20 protein-coding genes are annotated in these 23,396 nt (G+C 63.3%); 4 read left to right on the forward strand and 16 right to left on the reverse strand.

Annotated features, from left to right (window positions below):
* Positions 1 to 38: 38 nt before the first annotated feature.
* Genes BUB53_RS12400 through BUB53_RS12410 form a run of 3 tightly spaced genes read right to left on the reverse strand, consistent with a single transcriptional unit; the run spans position 39 to position 2,102 of the window.
* Positions 39 to 659: a class I SAM-dependent methyltransferase gene (locus BUB53_RS12400; RefSeq protein ID WP_073035086.1), complete on the reverse strand. Its 621-nt coding sequence runs from the start codon at positions 657 to 659 to the stop codon at positions 39 to 41.
* Position 660: 1 nt separating this feature from the next.
* Positions 661 to 1,383 carry a CDP-diacylglycerol--serine O-phosphatidyltransferase gene (gene pssA / locus BUB53_RS12405; protein WP_327213541.1) on the reverse strand — a complete coding sequence of 241 codons (723 nt, stop codon included), beginning with the start codon at positions 1,381 to 1,383 and terminating at the stop codon, positions 661 to 663.
* A gap of 38 nt (positions 1,384 to 1,421) precedes the next feature.
* Positions 1,422 to 2,102, reverse strand: coding sequence for a phosphatidylserine decarboxylase (locus tag BUB53_RS12410; RefSeq protein WP_073035088.1), 681 nt, complete (start codon positions 2,100 to 2,102; stop codon positions 1,422 to 1,424).
* 399 nt (positions 2,103 to 2,501) lie between these two features.
* Here BUB53_RS12410 and BUB53_RS22255 point away from each other — a divergent pair, with 399 nt between their 5' ends.
* Positions 2,502 to 3,986 carry an autotransporter domain-containing protein gene (locus tag BUB53_RS22255; RefSeq protein ID WP_084729111.1) on the forward strand — a complete coding sequence of 495 codons (1,485 nt, stop codon included), beginning with the start codon at positions 2,502 to 2,504 and terminating at the stop codon, positions 3,984 to 3,986.
* A 249-nt stretch (positions 3,987 to 4,235) separates the two neighbouring features.
* On the opposite strand, the gene hslU is transcribed toward BUB53_RS22255, so the two are convergent.
* From hslU to regB, 11 genes are all read right to left on the reverse strand, one after another.
* Positions 4,236 to 5,543 carry an ATP-dependent protease ATPase subunit HslU gene (hslU, locus tag BUB53_RS12420; protein ID WP_073035090.1) on the reverse strand — a complete coding sequence of 436 codons (1,308 nt, stop codon included), beginning with the start codon at positions 5,541 to 5,543 and terminating at the stop codon, positions 4,236 to 4,238.
* Positions 5,540 to 6,094 carry an ATP-dependent protease subunit HslV gene (hslV, locus tag BUB53_RS12425; protein WP_073035091.1) on the reverse strand — a complete coding sequence of 185 codons (555 nt, stop codon included), beginning with the start codon at positions 6,092 to 6,094 and terminating at the stop codon, positions 5,540 to 5,542. The genes hslU and hslV overlap by 4 nt, the downstream gene beginning before the upstream one ends.
* Before the next feature lie 60 nt (positions 6,095 to 6,154).
* On the reverse strand, positions 6,155 to 7,303 hold the full coding sequence (locus tag BUB53_RS12430; RefSeq protein WP_073035092.1) for an amidohydrolase: 1,149 nt from the start codon (positions 7,301 to 7,303) through the stop codon (positions 6,155 to 6,157).
* Positions 7,304 to 7,381: 78 nt separating this feature from the next.
* Complete coding sequence (gene trxA / locus BUB53_RS12435) at positions 7,382 to 7,702, reverse strand: thioredoxin (protein WP_073035093.1); 321 nt, start codon at positions 7,700 to 7,702, stop codon at positions 7,382 to 7,384.
* 60 nt (positions 7,703 to 7,762) lie between these two features.
* Complete coding sequence (gene addA, locus BUB53_RS12440) at positions 7,763 to 11,131, reverse strand: double-strand break repair helicase AddA (protein ID WP_073035094.1); 3,369 nt, start codon at positions 11,129 to 11,131, stop codon at positions 7,763 to 7,765.
* Complete coding sequence (addB, locus tag BUB53_RS12445; protein ID WP_073035095.1) at positions 11,131 to 14,067, reverse strand: double-strand break repair protein AddB; 2,937 nt, start codon at positions 14,065 to 14,067, stop codon at positions 11,131 to 11,133. Before addB ends, addA begins: the two co-directional genes overlap by 1 nt.
* Entirely contained in the window at positions 14,060 to 14,752 is a 693-nt protein-coding gene (locus BUB53_RS12450; protein ID WP_073035096.1) for a nucleotidyltransferase family protein, read from the reverse strand. The genes addB and BUB53_RS12450 overlap by 8 nt, the downstream gene beginning before the upstream one ends.
* Positions 14,728 to 15,753 carry an aminoglycoside phosphotransferase family protein gene (locus tag BUB53_RS12455; RefSeq protein WP_073035097.1) on the reverse strand — a complete coding sequence of 342 codons (1,026 nt, stop codon included), beginning with the start codon at positions 15,751 to 15,753 and terminating at the stop codon, positions 14,728 to 14,730. Before BUB53_RS12455 ends, BUB53_RS12450 begins: the two co-directional genes overlap by 25 nt.
* Entirely contained in the window at positions 15,746 to 16,222 is a 477-nt protein-coding gene (tsaE, locus tag BUB53_RS12460) for a tRNA (adenosine(37)-N6)-threonylcarbamoyltransferase complex ATPase subunit type 1 TsaE (RefSeq protein ID WP_073035098.1), read from the reverse strand. The genes BUB53_RS12455 and tsaE overlap by 8 nt, the downstream gene beginning before the upstream one ends.
* A 40-nt stretch (positions 16,223 to 16,262) precedes the next feature.
* Positions 16,263 to 17,783 carry a PAS-domain containing protein gene (locus BUB53_RS12465; RefSeq protein WP_073035099.1) on the reverse strand — a complete coding sequence of 507 codons (1,521 nt, stop codon included), beginning with the start codon at positions 17,781 to 17,783 and terminating at the stop codon, positions 16,263 to 16,265.
* Between the two features lie 88 nt (positions 17,784 to 17,871).
* Entirely contained in the window at positions 17,872 to 19,266 is a 1,395-nt protein-coding gene (regB, locus tag BUB53_RS12470) for a sensor histidine kinase RegB (protein WP_073035100.1), read from the reverse strand.
* A gap of 90 nt (positions 19,267 to 19,356) precedes the next feature.
* On the opposite strand from regB, the gene BUB53_RS12475 reads away from it, so the two are divergent.
* Together BUB53_RS12475 and BUB53_RS12480 are read left to right on the forward strand one after the other, a co-directional pair.
* Entirely contained in the window at positions 19,357 to 19,986 is a 630-nt protein-coding gene (locus BUB53_RS12475) for an SCO family protein (RefSeq protein WP_073035101.1), read from the forward strand.
* Between the two features lie 81 nt (positions 19,987 to 20,067).
* Positions 20,068 to 20,619: an ActR/PrrA/RegA family redox response regulator transcription factor gene (locus tag BUB53_RS12480; protein ID WP_073035102.1), complete on the forward strand. Its 552-nt coding sequence runs from the start codon at positions 20,068 to 20,070 to the stop codon at positions 20,617 to 20,619.
* Positions 20,620 to 20,692: 73 nt separating this feature from the next.
* On the opposite strand, the gene BUB53_RS12485 is transcribed toward BUB53_RS12480, so the two are convergent.
* Positions 20,693 to 21,178, reverse strand: coding sequence for a GNAT family N-acetyltransferase (locus BUB53_RS12485; protein WP_073035103.1), 486 nt, complete (start codon positions 21,176 to 21,178; stop codon positions 20,693 to 20,695).
* Positions 21,175 to 21,768 (reverse strand): HD domain-containing protein, encoded by a 594-nt coding sequence (locus BUB53_RS12490; protein ID WP_073035104.1) that lies wholly within the window; start codon positions 21,766 to 21,768, stop codon positions 21,175 to 21,177. Before BUB53_RS12490 ends, BUB53_RS12485 begins: the two co-directional genes overlap by 4 nt.
* 93 nt (positions 21,769 to 21,861) lie before the next feature.
* On the opposite strand from BUB53_RS12490, the gene ahcY reads away from it, so the two are divergent.
* Positions 21,862 to 23,256 (forward strand): adenosylhomocysteinase, encoded by a 1,395-nt coding sequence (ahcY, locus tag BUB53_RS12495; protein ID WP_073035105.1) that lies wholly within the window; start codon positions 21,862 to 21,864, stop codon positions 23,254 to 23,256.
* The last annotated feature ends 140 nt before the right edge of the window (positions 23,257 to 23,396 follow it).

A 23,396-nucleotide genomic window follows, 5' to 3' on the forward strand; every position in this document is an offset into this window, starting at 1 on the left:
GAGGTATTCGAACGCGACCTGCATTGCGACGTGATGCGTCACGAAGCGCGCGGTTTCTCCATTACCAGAAACGTCATCATCCCGATGGGCGGCAATTTTCCCTGCTGTGTGACGTGCAGATCATCGCGCAGCACCGTGTCGATCCGGAAATCCGAATGCCAGCCCAGCACGTTTGCAAACGGCGCCGTCACCCGTTCGAGGAACGCCATGAAGCCGCGTTCGCGCACGAAATGATTGGTGATCACCACGCGACCGCCCGGCTTGCAGACGCGGGCGATCTCGGCCATGACGCGCTCGGGTTCGGGGACGACCGAAAGAACATGCATCGCGGCAATGGTATCAAAGCTGTTATCGGGAAAATCGAGGTGACGCGCATCCATCTGGCGCAGGTCTTCGACATGGGTCAGGTCGCGTTCGATCACCTTGTCGCGGGCCTTGGCTAGCATCTTTTCACTGAAATCGATCCCCGTGACCCGGCAGGCCGGATCGTAAAGCGGCAGCGACAGCCCGGTGCCGACGCCGACCTCCAGCACACGACCCGGAATCCTGTTGATCAGATGAACGGCCCGCCGTCGGCCGACATTGGTGATATTGCCAAAAGTCGCGTCATAAATCGGCGCCCACCGCGCATAGGACGATTCTATAGATTTGAGATCCATGTCAGGACGGGTTCCTGTTTGTTTTGGAAATTTCGGACAGCAAGGACCGGACCACCATTGCCAGGTAGATCACGCACATCGCCAGCAAGGTGATCCATTCAAACGCAATCAGCGCGGCCAGTATCAGCAAGGCGCAAACTATCATGACCGGCATCGTTTCCCGGCTGAAACGCAGCGCCTTGGGCGACACGGTTGGAATGCGGCTGGTCATCAGGAGGCCGATAAACAGCAGGTAAAGGCAAAGCGCCAGTCCGGGCATGTCGGGCCGGTCGGTGAAGGCAAATGACAGGTACATGGGGGCAAGCGCCAGCAACGCGCCTGCGGGGGCCGGGACGCCGGTGAAATGAGTCTTGCCGCTTGTGGTGTCCGGGTTGCGGGCGTTGACGTTGAACCGGGCCAGCCGCAGCACGCAGCAAACGGCGAAGGCCAGGACCGTGCTCCAGCCGAAACTGCCCATGTCCTGCAACCCCCAGAAATACAGAATCAATGCGGGGGCGACGCCGAAGTTCAGGAAATCGGCCAGCGAATCCAGCTCGGCCCCGAATTCACTGTCGCTGCCGACCAGCCGGGCGATCCGCCCGTCAAGCCCGTCCAGAATGGCGGCGAGGATGATCAGGTGAACCGCCCCGACGTAATTTTCCATCATTGTCAGGCGGATAGCGGTCAACCCGGCGCAGATGGCTGCGAGGGTCATGAGGTTCGGCAGCAGCCGAACCATGGTCATGTCTGTGATCGACTTTTCGGGCCGTTGTGGCATATGGCTTAGGCCTGTTTGGGTTCCTGCGGGTCGGTTCGGGCCAGTACGGTTTCGCCGGCGATCATTGTCTGGCCTACGCGCACATGGGGATGGACCCCCTGGGGCAGGTAGACATCGAGACGCGAGCCGAAGCGGATCAGCCCGAACCTTTCGCCCGACCCTACACGATCACCGGGTTTTACGAAACAGACAATCCGGCGGGCCACCAATCCGGCGATCTGGACGACCGCAAGATCTTGTCCGTCGTCCATCCGGATCACCAAGCTGTTGCGTTCGTTGTCCTTGCTGGCCTTGTCGAGGGAGGCGTTGAAAAATTTGCCGGGGCGGTAGGCGATGGTGGTGATTTCGCCGGGGGCGGGGGCGCGGTTGATGTGGCAGTTGAAGACCGACATGAAGACGCTGACCCGGGTCAGGGCGACATCGGGCAGGCCCAGTTCGGACGGGGGAACGGCGGGTTCGATCAGCGACACGATGCCGTCGGCGGGGCTGAGGATCAGGCCGGGGCGCTGCGGGGGGAAGCGCTCGGGGTCACGAAAAAAGTAGTAACACCAGATAGTTAGCCCAACCCCGACCCAGCCCAGAACATCCCAGATCAGGAACAGGACAAGGGTGATCGCGGCAAAGATGGCCACGAACTTGCGCCCCTCGGGATGCATGGGTTTGACGAAGGTGGATAGCATGTTCATGAGCGGCCCCGCTGACTTGGATCAGCCGGAAATACGCCAATTCCACCCCCTTGCCTAGCCCGTGCGTTTCGTACGTTTTGTACGATGCGTACGCGGGTTTTGTACGAAACATGGAGGGGGTCGGAAGGAGTGTGTCCATGGTGGACGCAAGTGGGGTGGTTGGGTGGTGGGGTGTGCTGAGGCCGCATTCTTTCCGGGTCATGGCCATAGTCAAAGTTTAGCATTCGGAATACACACACAACTTATTGGGGTAAGTCTTTGATACATCATAACTTTTGTGACGAAGAAGGCACAGATGCGCGAGAAACCTGCACAATTCCCAATGACAAATTGTTCGCATCACCGTTGTCGATAGTTTGAGCCGCATTGAGAATTACCCAGCAACATTAGAGGAAAGTTATGCGTGATACGAAATTTGGAGCCGCAGTAGCATTGATGGCATCCGTCTCCACCATCAGCGCAGCCCAAGCGCAAAACCTGATCGTCAACGGTGACTTTGAAAGCGGCAACATATCCGGCTGGAGTACAAGTTTGAACAACGGAGGAGCTTATGTCTCGGGTAATTCTAACTCCGGCTTATATTCGATGGGTGTCTACGACAATAACGGGCCGGGGACAGTTTCGCAGGCCGTAAATGTAAGTGCGGGGACCTACACGCTGAGTTTTGCGATACGCCCTAGTGCAACTACATCACCAGCGAATTCCGTCAGTGTGCTCTTCGATGGGCAAACGGTTCTTACCTTCGGCGGTGAGGGCGCGAACGCCTGGAGGACCGAAACCTTTACGGTTACGGTCGCCGATGGAACCAAAACTCTGGAATTCGACGTAGCAACGTGTGCCGGTTGTGGTTCATTCTTCTTTGATGATGTCAGTCTCGTCCTCGTATCGCCGACTCCTTCCGGCCCTATCGTCACGGATGCGCAGATTTTGGCGGAACTCAAGCTTCAGGCGGCACAGCAGGGTGTCATTCTGACGGATGCTCAAAACCGGGCTGTCCTTACACAGCTTCGCCAGCGCATGTCTTCGGTCTCAACCGATCAGGTGTCGCGCAATGCGACAGGAAGCACGGATGCCGCAACGTCTGCTTCCGTCCTGAGCTTTTCCACTTCGAATAGCGGGGTTTCCCGAAACGGTCGTTGGGCGATGTGGTTCGATACCAGTGCGGATCAACTGGAGGCCGACTGGAACCCCGATGTTTCCGGCTTTCAGGCCCGCCAGCAATTCGGCGTTGACTATAGCTTTGACAATGGCTGGGTCGGCGGCATCAGTGCCGGTATCGGAACCTTCGATAACGACTTTGCCAATGGTGGCTCGCTGTCCGGTGATTCTTACTGGATTGCCCCTTATCTCGGGGCAAATGTCGGCGGGTGGCTGATGACCGTTCAGGCCGCCTATACCTATACCGACTATGACAGCTTCAATACCGGGCTTGGAATTGTCGACAGCACCTCCGGGCAGCGTTACAGCGCCTCGGCTTCGCTCTCGCGCGAATTCGCTTTGGGCAGTGGCTACCGCATCACGCCCGAGGCTGCGGTGTCGGTTGGCCAGGAGGATATCTCGCGACTGGCGGCCTTGCCTTTCGCAGCAGTGGACGACCCGTATTTTTTCAACGCGCGAATGGGCGGCGAACTGAGCTATGACCTGGCCTCGGGCGGGCGTGTCTACGGACAGGCCTTCGCGGAGTATACCGATACAAACGGTGACGGCTCTGCCACTTACCTTTCGACCGGATACGAGGCTGAAGAGTGGTCTGCGACCATCGGTGGCGGCTTTGATATACCGGTGGGCGAACGCGGGCGTCTTGGCCTCGATGGCCGGGTCCGTGGCCTTGGCTCGGACACGCATGTCTACGGTTTGAGCGCAAGCTATTCCGTCAGCTTCTGAAGCAATGCTGCGGGGCGGTTGTGTTGCATGACTTGTATGCGACACAAGCCGCCCCGCGATGTCGTTTACCGGTTTGGATGAAAAGAATAGCCCGCGCCACTGACAGGCGCGGGCGATATGGCGGTAAGCCTGACGGTGCAACTGGCGGACACAAGCCACTTCATGCGATACGTTGCGCAACCGTCAGCCAAGGGCCGACAGCGGGCCTTGGCCGCGACAGTCAAGAATGTCGATTCCGGGCCAACCCCCCTACAGCACATACCTCGACAAATCCGCCGATCTCATCAGTTCGCCCAGGTTTTCCTCGACGAAGGCGGCGTTGACGGTGACCTTGTCGCCGGAGCGGTCGGGGGCGGTGAAGCTGAGCTCTTCGAACACGCGTTCCATGACGGTGTAGAGCCGTCTTGCGCCGATGTTTTCGACCGTCTGGTTCACTTCGGCGGCGATGCGGGCGAGGGCGGCGATGCCGTCTTCGGTGAAGTCCACCGTCACCTCCTCGGTGCCCATCAGGGCGGTGTACTGGCGGGTGAGGGCGTTGTCGGTTTCGGTCAGGATGCGCACGAAATCCTCTTCGGTCAGGGCGCGCAGTTCGACCCGGATGGGCAGGCGGCCCTGCAATTCGGGCAACAGGTCGGACGGCTTGGCGATGTGGAAGGCGCCGGACGCGATGAACAGGATATGATCGGTTTTCACCGGGCCGTGCCTGGTGGATACGGTGGTGCCTTCGATCAGCGGCAGCAGGTCGCGCTGTACGCCTTCGCGCGACACGTCGCCGCCGCGGGTTTCGGACTTGGCGCAGACCTTGTCGATCTCGTCGAGAAAGACGATGCCGTTCTGTTCGACGGCCTCGAGCGCGGTCTTGTTGACGGTTTCGTCGTCGAGCAGCTTGTCGGCCTCTTCCCCGATCAGGATCTGGTAACTGTCGGCAACGGTCATCTTCTTGCGCACGGTACGCCCGCCGAACGCCTTGCCGAAGATATCGCCGAGGTTCATCATGCCCATCTGGCTGCCGGGCTGGCCGGGAATGTCCATCATGCCCATCGGGTTGGACTGATCGGCGAGGTCCAGTTCGATCTCGGTATCGTCGAGCAGCCCGTCGCGCAGTTTCTTGCGGAACATCTCGCGGGTGGCCTCGCGGGCGTCTTCCCCGGCGATGGCGGCAATCACCCGGTCCTCGGCCAGTTCATGGGCGCGGGTTTTGACATCCTCGCGCATCCAGTCGCGGGTCTGGGCGATGGCGCTGTCCACCAGATCGCGGATGATCTGTTCGACATCGCGCCCGACATAGCCGACCTCGGTGAACTTGGTGGCCTCGACCTTGATAAAGGGGGCGCGGGCCAGTTTGGCGAGGCGGCGGGAGATTTCGGTCTTGCCGACGCCGGTGGGGCCGATCATCAGGATGTTCTTGGGATAGACCTCTTCGCGCAGGTCGTCGGGCAGTTGCTTGCGCCGCCAGCGGTTGCGCAGGGCGACGGCGGTGGCGCGCTTGGCGTCCTTCTGGCCGATGATGAAACGGTCGAGTTCGCTGACGATTTCGCGCGGGGTCAGGTCGGTCATTTGGAGATGCTTTCTACGGTCAGGTTGCCGTTGGTGTAGACGCAGATATCGGCGGCGATGGCCATGGCGTCACGGGCGATCTGTTCGGCGTCGCGGTCGCTGTCCATCATGCCGCGGGCGGCGGCCAGGGCGTAGTTGCCGCCCGAGCCGATGGCGGTGCAATCGTGTTCGGGCTCCAGAACGTCGCCCGCGCCGGTGATGACGTAGATCTGATCGCCGTCGGTGACGATCAGCATCGCCTCGAGCTTTTGCAGGTATTTGTCGGTGCGCCAGTCCTTGGCCAGTTCGACGCTGGCGCGCTGAAGCTGGCCGGGGGTGGCTTCGAGCTTGGCTTCGAGCCGTTCGAGCAGGGTGAAGGCGTCGGCGGTGGAGCCGGCAAAGCCCACCAGCACGTCATAGCCGCCGGGCGAGATGCGGCGGACCTTGCGGGCGGTGCCCTTGATGACGGTCTGGCCAAGGCTGACCTGCCCGTCACCGGCGATCACCACCTGACCGCCCTTTTTCACACCGATGATCGTGGTGCCGTGCCAGCCGGGAAATTCGTTGCTCATGGGGCCTCCGTTCGGTTCGTGCCTATATGGAAGGGCGGGGCGCGGGGTGCAAGGGGCCGATCAGCCCAGAAGATCGCGCGCGACCTGGGTGAATATGCGGGTGCCGATGGGGATCAGATTGTCGGGAAAGTCGTAATCGGGGTTGTGCAGAGCCGCATGATCGGCGCCTGCGCCAAGGAACAGCATGGCGGATTTCGCCGTGTGGCCGAAGCGGCCGAAATCTTCGGACGGGCGCCAGGGCAGGCCGCTGCCGTCATGTGCGATGCCGAGGGTCTCCAGCGCGCTGCGCAGGATGCCGGTGGCCTGCGGGTGGTTTTCGCAATGCAGGAAGATATCGTCGAACCCGTGATCGACCGTCAGCCCGTTGCGCCCGGCGGCGTCGGCGATCAGGCCCAGCGCGGTTTTGCACAGCGCCTCCATCCGGTCATCGGTGAGGGTGCGCAGCGTGGCGAACAGGGTGGCCTCGCCCGGTGCGATGCCGAAGGCGGGCGCGCCCATCTGCGCATGGGTGACGGTGACGAGGGTGAAATCGCGGTCCTGCGTGGTGCCGTGGCTGAGCGCGGTCAGGGCGGGCATCACCTGGCTGAGGGCGGCCATGGGCGAGGTGCCGTTCTCGGGCTCGGACGCATGGGCGGGTTTGCCGGTGAAGGCCACGCGCAGCCCGCGTGACGCGCAATTGACCGGGCCGGGAATCAATCCGACATGGCCCAGCGGCAGGCCCGGCATATTGTGCAGAGAAAAGGCATAGTCCGGTGCAATAGTGTCGAATCGTGGATCGGCGATCACGGCGGCGGCACCGGCCCCGGTTTCTTCGGCTGGCTGGAACATCAGCACCACGCGTCCCTTGGCGGGGCGGCGGCGCGACAGCAGCCGCGCCAGCGCCATGAGGATCGTCGTGTGCCCGTCATGACCGCACAGATGCCCCTTGCCCGCAGTGGACGAGGCATGGGGCGCGTCGGAAATTTCCTGAATCGGCAGCGCGTCCAGCTCGGCCCGGAACAGGACGGTGGGGCCGTCGGCGGACCCGTCATAGAGTGCCGCAACGCCGTGGCCGCCCAGGCCGGTCAGGATCGTGTCCGGCGGATGGCTGGCCAGGGCGGCAACGACACGCCGGGCGGTTTCGCGCTCTTCGCCGGATATCTCGGGGTGGCGATGCAGATTGCGGCGAAACGCGGTGAGGTCGGCGATATCGGAATTCGTCAGGGTCATGAGGATGTTTTCACCCCAATGACGGCAAAAGAAAAGGGCCGCGCGAGGACGGCCCTTCGATCCCGTGATTTCGGGGACTCAGATGCTGTCTTCGATCCAGCTTTGCAGGGCGGCCTTGGGGGCGGCGCCTGCGCGGTTCGAGACCACCTGACCGTCCTTGAAGATGAACAGCGCCGGAATGCCGCGCACGCCCATGGCGGCGGCGGCGTTCGGGTTGCTGTCAACGTCGACCTTGGCGATCTTCACCTTGCCGTCCATTTCGGCGGCCAGTTCTTCCAGGGCCGGGCCGATCTGCTTGCAGGGGCCGCACCATTCGGCCCAGAAATCCACCACGACGGGGATGTCGGAATTTTTCACTTCGGCGTCGAAGGTCGAGTCGGTAACGGCAACGGTGCCCATGGTCATGTCTCCTGACAGGAATTGAGTTGGTTCCGAACCTAGGTACGCCCGGCGGGGGCGTCAAGCGGCGGGCGTGTCGCAGAGCGCACGAGTCACGAGATCGTGCGGCAAGGGCATGAGGCTGGCCGTGCGTGTCCAGAGCAGCGCGGTTTCGATCTGCCGGTCCGGGTAGATCTGCGCAAGCGCGTGGGCATAGGCCCCCATCTGCCGCAACAGACCCTCGGGACAGGTTTCGGGGCGGTCGGGAACGGCGGCGTTGGTCTTGAAATCGACGGCCAGAACGCGATGCGGTTCAACGATCAGGCGGTCAATCGTGCCGTGAATGCGCCTGTCTTGCAGCGCATTGAGCGTGGCGGTGACGGACACCTCGGTCAGGGCATGGGGCGTGAACAGGGGTGCGAGCGACGGTTTGATCAGAACCTTTTCAACCTCGGCCAGCAACAGGGCGTGTTCATCGGCACTGGCCGTATCGGGGCCGGTAGACAAAAGCCTTGCGGCGGCGATGGGCCAATCCGTTTGCGGTATCTGCGGGAGAAACTCCAGCAGCCGGTGAATGAGGCGGCCCCGGCGCTTGGCGGCGTCTTCGTCAAGCCCGCGTTCGTCCGGCAGGGCCTTGGCCCCGCCAAGATCGGTCGAGGGGCTGAGGGTTTTCGGTGCGGCAGGGCGTTCGGACGCAGGGGTGCGGAAAAATTCGGCAAGCGGAGGTATGGCGGGCGTGGTTTCGGGGGCTGTATCCGTCCCTGTTTCGGCCCAATCGCCGTGTTCCAGCCGCAAGCCCGGCCCACCGGCAAAATCATGCCCCGCCGCCCCGGCGCGCTGCAATCCGGCCTCGACCTTTTCGTACCAGGTTTCGCCCTGCTTTCCCAGATCGCCCGCCGCAGCGACGATCAGCCATTTTTCGGCCCGCGTCATGGCGACGTAAAGCAGCCGGTCGCGTTCGGCGCGTTCGGCCTGTTTGGCGGCATCGTTGGCCTGCGTGACGGCGCGCGGAGAGTCGTTGGAGCCGGTGCGCCAGATCGGCGTATCCCCGGCCAGCGCGATCTGGTCCCGCAGGCGGATATCGCGCTTGCCCGTATCGGGGAGGATGACCAGCGGCGATTCCAGGCCCTTGGCACCATGCACCGTCATCACGCGGATTCGATCCCCGGCGCTGTCCATCTGGCGCTTGATCTCAAGGTCGTCGGTTTCCATCCAGACAAGGAACCCTGTCAGGCTGTCGACGGCGCGTTGTTCATAGGCCATTGCCTGCGACAGCAGGGCGTCGATGCCGTCTTCGGCCTCGGTGCCGAGGCGGGCGAGCAATTTGCGGCGACCGTCATGGCGGGTCAGGATGCGCTCGATCAGGTCATAGGGGCGCAGGTAATCGGCCTGCGCGCGCAGGTCGGTCAGAACGGCCATGGTTTCGGGGTGGCTGTCGGCCCGGTCGCGCAGCGCGGCCCACAGGTATTTTTGTGTGCGCCCGTGGGCGAGGGCGTAAAGATCGGCCTCGGACCAGCCGAACAGCGGCGAGCGCAGGGCGATGGCCAGCGACAGGCTGTCTTCGGGCGTGGCGAGGAAGGACAGGAGCGCGGCAAGATCCTTGACCGCCAGTTCGGCCCCGACCTTGAGCCGGTCGGCCCCGGCGATGGACAGGTTCAGGGCTTTGCATTCGCGGATGATTTCGTGAAACAGGTCCGAGCGGCGCTGCACGAGGATCATGACATCGCCGGGCCGGACGGGGCGCATCCCGGCGGCTTCGTCCGGGATAAGCTGTTTTTCATCCACCATGCGGCGGATGGTCCGGGCCACCTGTTGCGCCAGCAGGGTTGCCGGATCGTTGGCGGCCTTCACATCGACGGGGGAGTACCATTCGGGGTCGTCGTCCTGTTCGGGCTTTTCGATCAGCGGCCACAGATCGACCCGGCCGGGCAGGTCGGTTTTGAATGCCTTGTGACCCTGAGTCGGCGTAAAGCCGCTATCCTGACTGTTGGCAAAGGTGTGATCGACAAGGCTCAGGATCGCGTGGGAGGAGCGGAAGGAATATTCCATCTCCATGTCCTGAAGCGGCTGGCCGGTGGCCTGAAGGCGCGCTGCGAAATCGGCCTTCATCCGGTCGAATTCACGCGGGTCGGCACCCTGGAAGGAATAGATCGACTGTTTCTTGTCGCCGACCACGAAAATCGTGCGGGTGACATCAGGGCGCGCGCCCTGGCCGCTGGTGAATTCCTGCGCCAGCCGTTCGATCACCTGCCATTGCACGGGGCTGGTATCCTGCGCCTCGTCCACGAGGATATGGTCGATTCCGCCATCGAGCCGGAACAGAACCCACGCCGCCACCGCCGGATCGGTCAGCAATTGCCGGGCGCGCAGGATCAGGTCGTCGAAATCCAGCCAGCCGCGCCGGGCCTTGGCCGCGTCGTAGGCGGGCAGGAACACGGCGGCGAAATCGTGCAGCGCGCGGGATTTCTGAATGGCCATGGCCGCAAGCCGGGCTTCGCGGGCGTCCTCGACGCGGGCCATAAACTGTTCGATCTGGGTCATGGCCGCGCCAAGGGTTTTCTGGCAGGCCTTGGTGGGGAAAGAGCCGATCTTGGCGGTAAACGGCTCTTTCGCGCCCGAGCCGGTGAGGAATACGCTTTCCAGCACGGGCAGGGCGGAGGCATCCAGTTGCGTGATCGCGCGCAGCCTGGCGGCGGCTTTTTGATCGTTCGTGCCGCTGGCATCGAGCGCCGGGATCAGCTGATCCAGAAGCGCCTGTTCGCTGCCAAGAAAGACCTGCGCGGCCACGGTGGCCAGCGACAGGTTAGCGGGTTGCCCGAAGGCCCCGGCCAGGTCGTCCTGCGAGGCCGGTTTCTGAAACAGGCTGCGGTGGCGGACGATCTCGGCGGTGATGTCGCTCAGGTCTTCGCCGCCGTGGTGGCGGGCAAGGGTATAAACTGTCTCTGATCCGGCCCCGGAGGCGATTTCCTCGACAATCTCGCTGCGCAGCAGGGTGGCGGTGCGGTCTTCCATCTCGGTGAACTGGGGGCTGACCCCGGCCTCGAGCGGGAAGCGGCGCAGCAAACCGGCGCAGAACGAGTGGATCGTCTGGATCTTCAGCCCCCCCGGCGCCTCGATGGCGCGGGCGAACAGGCGGCGGGCGTTGCGCAGGGCGTCGTCATCTATGACCCCCTCGAAGCCCAGCGCATCCAGCGCCGCGCGCAGATCGGCATCGGCCAGCATCGCCCATTCGCCCAGACGGCGGAACAGGCGGTTCTGCATCTCGCTGGCGGCGGCCTTGGTGTAGGTCAGGCACAGGATGTGCTGCGGATCGACCCCGTCCAGCAACAGGCGCGCGACGCGGTCGGTCAGGACGCGGGTCTTGCCCGATCCGGCATTGGCCGACAGCCATGTGGAGCGGTCCGGGCGGGCGGCGTCGATCTGGCGCTGGGTGGCGTCGTCGCGGGGCATTATCCGACCTCCTGCGTGTCGGGGGTATCGGTGATGTCCCACTCGCCGAACCGGGCCAGTTGATCGTAATCGCCCTTGTCGGTTTTCTTCTGCATCGCCCGGCGCGAGGCAAAACCCCGGTCGGGTTCGAGATAGGCGCGCATCAGGGCCTCGAATTCCTTCCAGACCTTTTCGGGCGGTTCCTTGTCCAGCGGGGCGTTCACGATTTTGGGGGTGCTGCCCAAACCGATAAAGGCGGCCTGGGCCACTTTTGACGGGGCGATGTCGCCAAAGCCCGCCTGTTCGGCAATCGCGGCCTCGAGCAGCAGCTGTTTGTCAAAAAATTCCTGTTCGCTGGCCGAGGGCGGCGTGCCGGTTTTGTAGTCATAGATGTAAAGCGCGCCGCGCGTGTCCATGTCGATCCGGTCGGCCTGCGCCTTGAGCGTGACGCCGAGATCGGGGAGCGTGGCCTTGCCTCGTGCCTCCAGCGCGCTGGGCCGGGCAATGTCACGACGGGCGAATTCACCCTCGATGAACCAGTCGGCCACCCGCTCCATCCGGGCGCGCCAGATCGCGCGCGCCTCGGCCCAGGGGACGTTTTCGGCCAGAATGGTCTCGGTCTTGGCCAAAAGCGCCTCGCGCGTGCACTGGCCGGGATCGTCGAGCGTATCCCTGATGAACTGCTCAAGGCTTTCGTGCAGGACGATGCCGCGCAGCAGGGCGTCGGGCAGTTTCATCAACGGATCGAGCGGGCGCAGGCCCAGAACGTGCCTTGCGTAGATCGCGTAAGGATCGCGGATCAGGCGCTTGATTTCCGTCACCGACAGATCGCGCGGACGTGCCGCCACGGGGGGGCAAGGCGCGGGGCGGGTTGCAGCCGGAACGCTTCCCGGCTCTTCCAGCGCCTGAACGCGTTGCAGCCATGCCGCACCGCGGTCCGCCATCTCGGCCAGTGCCCTGGGCCCGTTCTGATCGGGCAGGCCCGCCAGCAGGTTCTTGATGCGGTTCAGCCAGCGCGACGGCACGGTTTCGGCATCGTCCGAACGAATTGAGCGGGTAAACCAGACCTCGGGTGCGCTCGCGGCCTGTTGGAAGTCGTGGGCCGACAGGCCGATGCGCCGCTCGGGCAGCAACAACCCGGCCTGATTGCGCAGCGCGCGGTTGAGCCACGGATCGGGGTTGGGGGCCTCGGGCCAGCTTCCTTCGTTCAGACCGGCCAGGATCAGCAGATCGGCCCCCTGAACGCGGGCCTCCAGCGTGCCCCAGATCAGGATATCGGGATGTGGCGTATCGGGGTTTCGGACCTCGCCCGCCGACAGGACGGCGTGGAACAGGCTGGTGTAATCGGCGGCGTTGATCCGCCCGCCGTGTTCCGCATGGTCTTGCAGGTTGGAAACGGTTTTCCATGCCTCCTGCCCGGCATCGTTCTGCCAAAGCCGCCCGCCATCGACTGCGTCGGGCCCGCTGGCGATGCGCGTGGCAAGGTCGATATGGGCGGCGACCAGATCGACAAGCGGATGATCGCCAGTAACCTCTTTTGCAGTGATACAGTCACTGATCCACTGCGCCCAGGGCAGGGCCAGCGGATCGTTCTGCGCATCGGCCCATGCCATAAGGTCGGCGGATTGCGGATAGGGCGGGCCGTGGCGGCGCAGGTGGAGTTCCAGCTCGCGCGTGAGGCGCAGATGCGGGCCGCGATCGCCGTCGGAATGGGTCAGCGGGTGTTTGAGCAGGGTCAGCAACAGTTCCGCGGTCAGCCTGTCGCGGAACAGATCGCCCACATGGCGCAGGAACCGGCCCGGCGGCGACAGGTGAAGCGGCATGCCTGCGCTGTCGTCGGGTAGAATGGCCCAGCGGTCCAGCGCGGCGGTGACCTGCCGGGTCAGGGTGCGGTCCGGGGTGATCAGCGCGGCGGTTTGCCCGTCCTCGGCGGCCTGACGCAGGCGCATGGCGATGGCCAGTGCTTCGGACCGGGTGGATTGCGCCTCGACCAGCGTGATTCCGGCGGTGGCCCTGTCGAGATCGGTGAGCGACGGGCCGTCCTGCAACCATTGATCGGTCACGGGGGCGGGGCGCAGGGCCAGCGACAGCAGCCGATTGCGCGCCGGGCTGGCGGGGGTGGCATTGGTCCAGTGCATGATCTGGCCGGGGAACAGGCCCAGATTGGTCATCAGGTGGGCAAAGCGGTATTGCGGATGATCCTCGGACAGCAGGGCATCGTCCAGCGTCGCCCAGACATCGGCGGGCATGTCGAAATCGACGCCGGGCAGCACGACCGCGCCCTGCGGCAGCTTTGCGACCGCCTGCATCAAAAGCTGCGTCGCCCCGCGAGAGCCGGTCGATCCGGCGATGATGACCGGATGATCGGGGGGCGAGTCCTGCCATGTCCGGGTGACGTGTTCGATCACCAGCCGCTGGCGGGTTTCGACATCGGGGTGTTCGGTGCCGGTTTCAAAATAGTGTCTGACAATGCCCAAAAACGCCTTGATCCGATCCCAGTGGCCGGATTGGTCGGAAATATCCAGATCTTCGATACGGTCGGGTGAAACGCCCTCGCCGTGCATTTCGTCCATCAGGGCGGCAAGGCTGTCGGCCAGCGCATAAAGCGACGAGCGCGGGGCGATATCGGGCTCGGCGTGTAGCAGCGAGGACACCAGTTGAGTCAGCTCCAGCCGCCGGCGCAGGGCTGGAACCGGATCGGGGATATGGGCCAGGTCCCAGCTTTCGCCCAGATCGGTGAGTAGGCTGATCCGGGGCAACAGCAGCGCCGGCCCCTGATCGAACAGGCTGCGGATGCGCCGCGCCATGCGCCGGGTGTTGACGATCAGGTGGACCCTGGCCAGCGCCTCGGGCGGGTGCGTGGCGTGGCGGCTCATCAGCCCGTCAACCAGCGCGCGGGGGAAATCCACGCCAAGGGGGGTGCCGAAAACGCGGGGGCTGTCCGTGGGATCAAACATCGCGCGCCTTCAGCATGTCTTCGGCCAGGGCGATGCCCTCGGGGTGGCCCACATCGCACCATTTGCCCGGATAGGGGATGGCAAACAGGCGGTTGTCGGCCAGCATGCGATCCCACAGCAGGTTGAGCGAAAACACCGTTTCGGGGATGTCGTGCAGCAGGTCTGTTTTCAGGATTTGCAGACCCGAATACACCAGCCCCGGCCCGCGCGCGGCCTGCCCGTCCGCGCCGGGTATGAAATCGCCCGGCCCGGTATGGCCGATGGCGTTTTCGCGCGGCAGGCAGAGCAGCAGGGCATCCATGCGGTCGGGCGCCCATGCCCCGGCTAGCAGAGTCAGCGGGTTGGGGCCGGACCAGACGGCATCGGTGTTCATCGTGAAAACCGGGCCTTCGCCCAGGTGCGGCAGTGCCGCGCGCAGCCCGCCGCCGGTTTCCAGAATATCGGGGGTTTCATGGGACAGGATCACCTCGCTGCCGGCAAGGTGGTCGATCAGGGGCCGGGGTTTGTAGTGGAGATTGGCGACGATCCGGTCGGGGCCGAAGGCGCGCACCAGATCGAGCGCATGGTCGATCAGCGGGCGGCCCGCGACGGGGATCATCGGCTTGGGTTGCGCGGTGGTCAGGGCGCCCATGCGCGTCCCGAACCCGGCGGCAAACAGCATTACCGAACGGGGGTGATCGCGCATTGGTCTTTCACCTTTTGCAGGGTGGACGGGGCGGGGGACGGAAGGGTGTTTTGGACGATTTGCGCGACATCGGTCAACGCCGGATGCTCCAGATCGCGCATCAGGTGGTTCCAGACCCGTGGGATCAGATCGACATAATGCGCCTTGCCGTCGCGTAGGCACAGGCGGGCGAACACGCCAAGGATACGCAGATTCCGCTGCGCCCCCAACACGGCATAGGCGGTGCGGAATGTTTCGGGATCGGCGTGGGTTTCGGCGATGTAGTGCCTGATCATCGCGTCTTCGATGGCGGGCGGAACATCGCGGCGGGCATCCTGCAACAGCGAGACCAGATCATAGGCGCGGTGGCCCAGCATGGCGTCCTGAAAATCCAGAAGGCCCACGCGCGCCACTCCGGTGCGGTCGGGGAGCCAAAGCAGGTTTTGCGCGTGATAGTCGCGCTGAATCAGCACATCGGCCGTGTCGGCGTGATGGCTGAGGGCGTTTAGCATGGCCGTAAGGAACCGTTTCCGCGCGGCAGGGTCGGCATTGCCCGTGGCGGGCAGATACCAGTCGAAGGCCAGCGCAGCCAGATCGGCCATGAGCGCGGGCGAATAGCCGTCCAGCCCATCCGGCGCATCGTGGTCATGCAGCGTGACCAACAGGTCTGTTGCGGTGGAATAGAGCCTGTTTTCAAGCTCGGGCCGGTCCGGGATCACCGAGGCGAACAGATCGTCGCCCAGGTCTTCGAGCAACAGGAACCCGGCCTGAGTGTCGCGCGCCAGAATATGCGGCGCGCTGAGGCCGGTGCCGGTCAGGTATTCCGCGATATGAATGAAGGGGCGCACGTCTTCGCCGCGCTCGGGCGGGGCGTCCATCAGCACGGCGGATTTCCCGCTGACCGGGTGGGTCAGGCGCAGATAGCGACGGTTCGAGGCATCCCCGGCCAGCGGCGCGGTGGCCGCCCCGGCCCAGTCGGTGCTGTCGATAAAGGCGCGGATCGCCCCGGTGCGGTCAGTCATTGCAGATATCTTTCAGCTTGGCGTCCCAGTCCTGTGCGCTCCACTCAAGGCGCATCGTCCGGGTATCATCCTGATCCGGGGATTCCAGCGCAATCCGCAGTGCGGTTTTAGGGGCCAGTTCGTGCAGGCGGTCGGGCCATTCGACAAGGCAGATGGCATCCTCGAACGCTTCGATCAGGCCCAGCTCTTCGATCTCTCCGACATCGGTCAGGCGGTAGAGGTCCGCATGCCAGATCTCTCCGCTGCGGCCCGGATAGGTCTGCACCAGCGTGTAGGTGGGCGAGGGGACATCCTCGGGGGTGTCGAGAAGGGCAAGGATCAGGCAGCGCGCAAAGTGCGATTTGCCCGCGCCGACAGGCCCCGACAGCAGGATCACGTCGCCTGCCGCCAGATGCGGCGCAAGCGCCTGTGCAACGGCGCAGGTCCGGTCGGGAGAATTCAGGTGAAGTGTGCGGGCCCGCTCTGACATGGGCCGAGACTACACGGCCCGCGACCGCCTGCAAGCGCGATCAGCCCGCGTCGGACAGTGTGTGGGATGCCGGAGTCCAGCCGGGGTTGACCTTGCCGATGGTCAGCATCGACGCCCCGCCGGGAAGCGGTGTGATCCGGCAGGTCAGAGCCTCGTCGTCCGATGAGGTCAGCCCGGCCTGGATCGGGTCTGTCAGACGCCGGGCGTCGAGTCGGGATTCGACACGGGACCAGAAGGCCGGATCGGGGATGCGTTCGTTGCAGATGCGGGTCAGGTCACGCAGGCCCAGTTCGGCAAAACAACTGTCCGGGTCGATACCGAGCAAGCGCGAACACGCGTCGTTGCACAGCAACAGCGTGTTTGTCGGCGACAGAACGGCGACGGCATCGGACAGGTTGTCCAGCACTGCCTGCCGCAGATCGACCTGCGAGCGAAACCGCCGGGTCAGGGAAATTTCGTCGGTGATATCCTCGAACAGAAAGGCGATGGCCCCGTCGGGGTGCGGCCGCCCGGTCACCCGGTAGGTCAGCCCCGAGGGCAGGCTCCAGGTTTCGCGATAGAGCCCGTCCGACGCGGCTTCGACCATTTGCAGGATCTGCGACCGCCAGTCGGCATAGCTGCGCGGTTCGGGCAGGACGTGATTGTCGCGCAGCTTGTCGAAAAAGCTCATCAGGTTGGGCTGTGCGCTCAGAAACTCGGGGCAAAGGCTGGTCAGGTCCAGAAGGGCGGGGTTGAACAGGGCCAGTTGCTTGTCCCGATCGAACACGGCCAGCCCGGTGGTGAGATTGGCGAATGTCTTGGTCAGGGTCTGGACGAATTCACGCCGGACGGTTTCGGCGGTGACGATCTCCGTGACGTTGGAAATGTAGTGAATGATGTTGTCTTCGGCGCGGATCGTGCGGGTTTCGAACCAACGGCTGCCCGCCCCTTCGTCAAGACGGTGGCGTCCGGTTTTCGTTTCCCCGGCGGTGGGCAGATCCCCGGTATCGGGAAACAGGGCCGTTGCATCGCGAATGCCATGCGCCGCAAACGCGGTGTTCGTCCACAGAATTCGCCCGGTATCGCTCGACACCACAATGCCGCAGGATGCATTGTTGAGGCATCTGCCCCATTTCCGCTGACGAACCGTCAGCCGCATGCGTTCCTGTCGCTCGGCGGCATCGCCTGTTGCCGGATCTGTCAGCGATAGGCGCGTGATGATACCCTGCCTGACGATCCTCAGCCGGGCGTCATCCGTGCCCTCTGCGGCGGACAATACCGTTTCCCCATCGGGCAGATTCCGCGTGCTTTTCGGGAGGTCGGGAAAGCGGTATTTCAGCCAGTCGTGAATGCCAAGCCAGTTGTTCGGACTGCACGACGTGATTTCGATGCGCAGGTCGTGATCGGCCAGGTCGTCGTGCTCGAACAGGAAATGTGCGCCGCCAGAGGAGAGGTCCTGTGCCTGCGCCGTTCGGGAAAGGCCACGTCCGGGCAGCGCGGAAATCAACCAGACAACACCCAGAGCGATCAACATGGACACAAGGGGCACGACAGCCCAGGCCCATAGCGGAAGACCAGCCATTTACCAAACCATCCTTTCATTGCGGCGGGCTCAAGGCATGACACCTGATGGTTAACGTAGGGTTAACCAAAGTGAACACGGTCTGATTTCAGGCGCTGAAAGGTTGGTTTTGTCCCGTGGGCAAACGGCTTTCGGGGTTTTCGGCTTCGATCTGGCTGCGCGGCCATATGACCTCGACAACGGCGCCGATATGGTGTGCCGGGTTTCTGTCCGGGTCGGTCGCGTCGCTGCCATTGGCGAAACTCAGGGTGGCGCCGGATCGCTCCAGCAGCGTCTTGGCGATGAAAAGCCCAAGGCCCATGCCCTCGTATTCCGGGCGGCGCGGGTCGGTGCCGATGCTGCGGCGGCGCATGAAGGGTTCGCCGATCCGGCCCAGAACATGCGCGGAATATCCGCGCCCGTCATCCATGATACGCAATGTCAGGGTTGCATCGTTCCAGCTGCTTTCGATCCATACGTTTTCGGCGGCGAAATCCACGGCGTTCTGCACCAGGTTGCGCAGGCCGTGGATGATTTCCGGGCGGCGATAGATCGTCGGTTGCGTGTCGATCGCGCCCGAATCGTGCCCGTGGTCGAAATGGATCAGCTTGCCGCGGTCCAGGTGGGGCTCGGCGGCTTCTTCCAGAACGGCGGTCAGGGGGGCCTTGCGCAGGTGCAGGTCGTCCTTGCCCGCGCGGCCCATCGAACGCAGGATATCGCGGCACCGATCCGCCTGTTCGCGGATCAACAGGGCGTCATCGCGCAGGTCCTCGTGCTCTTCCAGTTCTTCGGCCAGTTCCGAACTGGTCAGCTTGATCGTGGCCAGTGGCGTGCCAAGTTCATGCGCCGCCGCCGCCACGACGCCGCCCAGATCGGTCAGCTTCTGTTCGCGGGCCAGCGCCATTTGCGTGGCCTGAAGCGCGTTCGACATCGCATCCATTTCCGAGACGATCCAGCGGGAATACACCCCCAGAAACACCACCGCGATCACGATGGCGGCCCAGTTGCCGAACAGGAAAATATGCGGCATCCGCAGCACAAACCCCATATCGGTGCGCAGCGGCAGGTGAAACTTGGCCAGCACCGAAACGATCAGGATCGCCGTGAGGCCCAGAAACACCGTGGAACGCGACGAGATCGCCGAGGCCGACACGGTGACCGGCCCGACGATCAGGATCGAAAACGGGTTGTTCAGCCCGCCGGTCAGATACAGCATCAGCCCCAGTTGCAGCATGTCGAACAGGACAACCAGCAGGGTTTCGCGTTCCGACAGGCGCTTGTTTTCGGGGTAGATGAACGTGGCCACGAGGTTCGAGATCACCGACACGCCGACCACCAGATAGCACAGCCCGATTTCGAGATTGAGGGCATACAGCCGCTGCGCCACCACCAGCGCCGAAATCTGCCCGGCAATCGCCCACCATCGCAACAGGATCAGGGTGCGCAGCCTGATCCAGTTGCCGCGGCTGCGTGATTTGAAAACGCCTGGCGAGATATCCGTCATCTGCGCGCTCTGGTCCCGTTGCAAGTTCGTGTTCCGGTGTTAGATGTGCCATAGCACGAAAAACATGCCCAGAAGAATGAGGATATACCCATGACACGGACGATTGCGATTGCTGCTGCGGGGTCTTTGGCGGCGGCGTTGATTCTGGTCTATGTCATGACCATGGGATCGGGGGGCAACGACAGGTTCGCCCAATGCCGGGCGGGCCAGGTTGCCGGCGGTATGTCGCAGATCGGCGGGCCGTTCACGCTGATCAGCGAAACCGGCGAGACGGTGACCGACAAGGACGTGATCGACCAGCCGGCCCTGATCTATTTCGGCTATACCTTCTGCCCGGATGTGTGCCCGCTGGACACCTCGCGCAATGCCGTTGCCGTCGAAATTCTGGAAGAGCGCGGCACGATGGTGAAGCCGGTTTTCATTTCAGTCGACCCGGAGCGCGACACGCCCGAGGTGGTCGCGGATTTCACCGAAAACCTGCACCCGCGCATGTTGGGCCTGACCGGCTCGGCCGAACAGGTCAAGGCCGCCAGCAAGGCCTATCGCACCTATTACCAGAAACAGGAGCCGACAGCGGGCAACGAGGAGTATTACCTGGTCGATCATTCGACCAGCACCTACCTGACATTGCCCGAATATGGCTTTGTCGAGTTCTTCCGGCGTGATACCAGCCCCGAGGAAATGGCAGATCGGGTACAGTGTTTCGTGGATGCGATGTAAGGCGCTGCGCTTGTTTGACGCACCGAATGGCGCAAGCTAGGTTTATCGCATACGAATGTGCGCGTTTGGAGGAACACTGAAATGGCCGGAACTTCGCAGGATATAGGAAACGACAGGTCGCTTCTGCTGGTCGATGACGACGAGCCGTTTCTGCGCCGTCTTGCCAAGGCCATGGAAAAGCGCGGATTCGACGTGGAAACGGCCGGGTCCGTTGCCGCGGGCAAGGCGATCGCCATGGCCCGCCCGCCCGCCTATGCCGTCTGCGATCTCCGCCTGGAGGATGGTAACGGGCTGGATGTGGTCGAAACCATCCGCGAAAAGCGGCCCGACAGCCGGATCGTCGTTCTGACCGGATATGGCGCCATTGCCACCGCTGTTGCTGCCGTCAAGATCGGGGCGACGGATTACCTGTCCAAGCCCGCGGATGCGACGGACATCACCAACGCGCTTTTGGCGGGCGATGATGAATTGCCGCCACCCCCGGAAAACCCGATGAGCGCGGACCGCGTGCGCTGGGAGCATATCCAGCGGGTGTACGAGCTGTGCGATCGCAATGTCAGCGAAACCGCGCGCCGCCTGAACATGCACCGCCGCACGCTTCAGCGTATTCTGGCCAAGCGCAGCCCCCGGTAACGGACGTTTGCGCCCCCGGCGCCGTCGGATGCCTCCGGCGGGGATATTTTTGGCAAGAAGAAGGGTGGGAGCGTCAAAGCCTGTAGCATTTCGAAATCCTGTCGACGACCTGCCCGTTTGCAAAGCGCTGGTCGGGGTGATGGGCACAGGTTTCGAAGCCGCGGCTTTGATAATAGGCCAGCCCACCGGCATTGTCGGCGCGGATGGTGGCGTTTATCCAGAGATAGCCCAGATCGCAGGCGGCCCGCCTGCTTGCTTCGAAAAGCCTTGAGCCGATCCCGATTCCGGTCGTGCCGGGCCTGATGAAGGTCGCGATATCGCAGGCCTCGGGCGGCAGGTCGGGGTGCGGTTCGATAAGCTGGACTCCGAGAATGCCGCCTCTGTCGGCTTCAGCGACATGCCAGGCGGATCGCTCCGGTGTGCGGTCGATCCAGCCAAGCATCGCGTCGCGGTCGAGTTCCCGTGTGAGCGCCGTGGTGCCGCCCTTGCGGATGATGGCGTTGAGCAGGTCTGCCAGGTCGCGGGCGTCGAGCCTCGCGGCGCGCCGAATCCCGATCATCCCATATCGTCCAGAAGCGCCGAATGCCGTGCCGTATATTCGGCGCGGGCCTCCATGGGCGGGCGCAAGAGGATCGGCAGGCCTTCGATCAATGCCGGGTCGGGATGGCCGAAGAACTTGTCGGCTTCCTGCCGTGAGAATCCGGCGATCTGCGTGGCCTCCATCCAGGCGCTGATCCTGTCGGCTTTCTTGATCTGCCGTTTGACCTGTGCCGGGATCGCGGCGGGCAGGCCGAAGCGGATGTGAATGGCCGCGGCCAGCCGCTTGTCCAGCTCATCGTATCCCGGCCCGACCGCCGCCTTGACCGGCGAGATCATGTCTCCGATCACGTATTCCGGTGCGTCGTGCAGAAGCGCCGCCAGCTTCCATTTTGCCGGGGCGCCGGGTGTCAGGCGGGTATAGAGCCGTTCCACCAGAAGCGAATGCTCGGCCACGGAATAGGCATAATCGCCTTCGGTCTGCCCGTTCCAGCGCGCCACGAAGGCAAGGCCATGGGCGATATCCCCGATCTCGATATCGACGGGTGTCGGGTCGAGCAGATCGAGGCGGCGACCCGATAGCATTTTTTGCCAGGCGCGGGGTTGTTTCATCAAAGCCTCGTTGTGGCGCGGGGCGGACGTTGCCCACAGGCGGGACCAGTGCTATCTGCAACTCAACACACAGAATTGCAAGGAGCCACCCGGATGGCGAAGGACTATATCATCAAGGATATCACTCTGGCGGCGTTCGGCCGCAAGGAACTGGATATCGCCGAAACCGAGATGCCCGGCCTGATGGCCCTGCGCGAGGAGTACGGCGCAAGTCAGCCGCTGAAAGGCGCGCGCATCGCGGGCAGCCTGCACATGACGATCCAGACCGCCGTTCTGATCGAAACCCTGACCGCGCTGGGCGCGCAGGTGCGCTGGGCCTCGTGCAACATCTTTTCCACGCAGGATCACGCCGCCGCCGCGATTGCCGAGGGTGGCACGCCGGTATTCGCCATCAAGGGCGAGACGCTGGAGGAATACTGGGATTACGCCGACCGGATTTTCCAGTTCGAAGAGGGCGGCGCCAACATGATCCTGGACGATGGCGGGGATGCGACCCTCTATATCCTGATGGGCGCGCGCGTCGAGGAAGGCGAGGAAGACCTGATCGCCAACCCCACCAGCGAAGAGGAAGAAGCCCTGTTCGCCCAGATCCGCAAGCGCATGGCCGAAAGCCCCGGCTGGTTCGTGCGTCAGCGCCACATGATCAAGGGCGTGTCCGAGGAAACCACCACCGGCGTGCATCGTCTCTACAAGATGATGGAAAAGGGCCACCTGCCCTTCCCGGCGATCAACGTGAACGACAGCGTGACCAAGTCGAAATTCGACAACAAATACGGCTGCAAGGAAAGCCTGGTCGACGGTATCCGCCGCGCCACCGACACGATGATGGCGGGCAAGGTCGCCGTTGTCTGCGGGTATGGCGATGTGGGCAAGGGCAGCGCCGCATCGCTGCGCGGGGCCGGTGCGCGCGTGAAAGTGACCGAAGTCGATCCGATCTGCGCCCTTCAGGCCGCGATGGACGGGTTCGAGGTGACCACGTTGGAAGATCAGGTTGCCAGCGCCGATATCTTCATCACCACCACCGGCAACAAGGACGTGATCCGCATCGAGCACATGCGCGAGATGAAGGACATGGCCATCGTCGGCAATATCGGCCATTTCGACAATGAAATTCAGGTCGCCAGCCTGAAGAACCACAAATGGACCAACATCAAGGATCAGGTGGACATGATCGAGATGCCCTCGGGCAGCCGCATCATCCTTCTGTCCGAAGGCCGCCTGCTGAACTTGGGCAATGCCACCGGGCACCCCAGTTTCGTGATGTCGGCCAGCTTTACCAATCAGGTGCTGGCCCAGATCGAACTGTGGCAAAGCGGCGAAAAATACGACAACGAGGTCTATATCCTGCCCAAGCATCTGGATGAAAAGGTCGCCCGCCTGCATCTGGACCGGATCGGCGTGAAACTGACCCAACTCAGCCCGGAACAGGCCGATTATATCGGGGTCAAACCAGAAGGCCCGTTCAAGCCGGAGCATTATCGTTACTGACGCAGAGTCAGGTGACTTGCCATGAAAGCCCCGGTTTACCGACCGGGGCTTTTCCTTTTTGCGCTCCGGGGAGAAGGCTCCAAGTTTTCCCTTTGTGCCCCGCTGATCTGCCGTTATCGTGACACTCAGCGCCATTCGGG

The organism is Roseovarius pacificus (assembly GCF_900142665.1).
Taxonomy (GTDB): Bacteria; Pseudomonadota; Alphaproteobacteria; order Rhodobacterales; family Rhodobacteraceae; genus Roseovarius; species Roseovarius pacificus.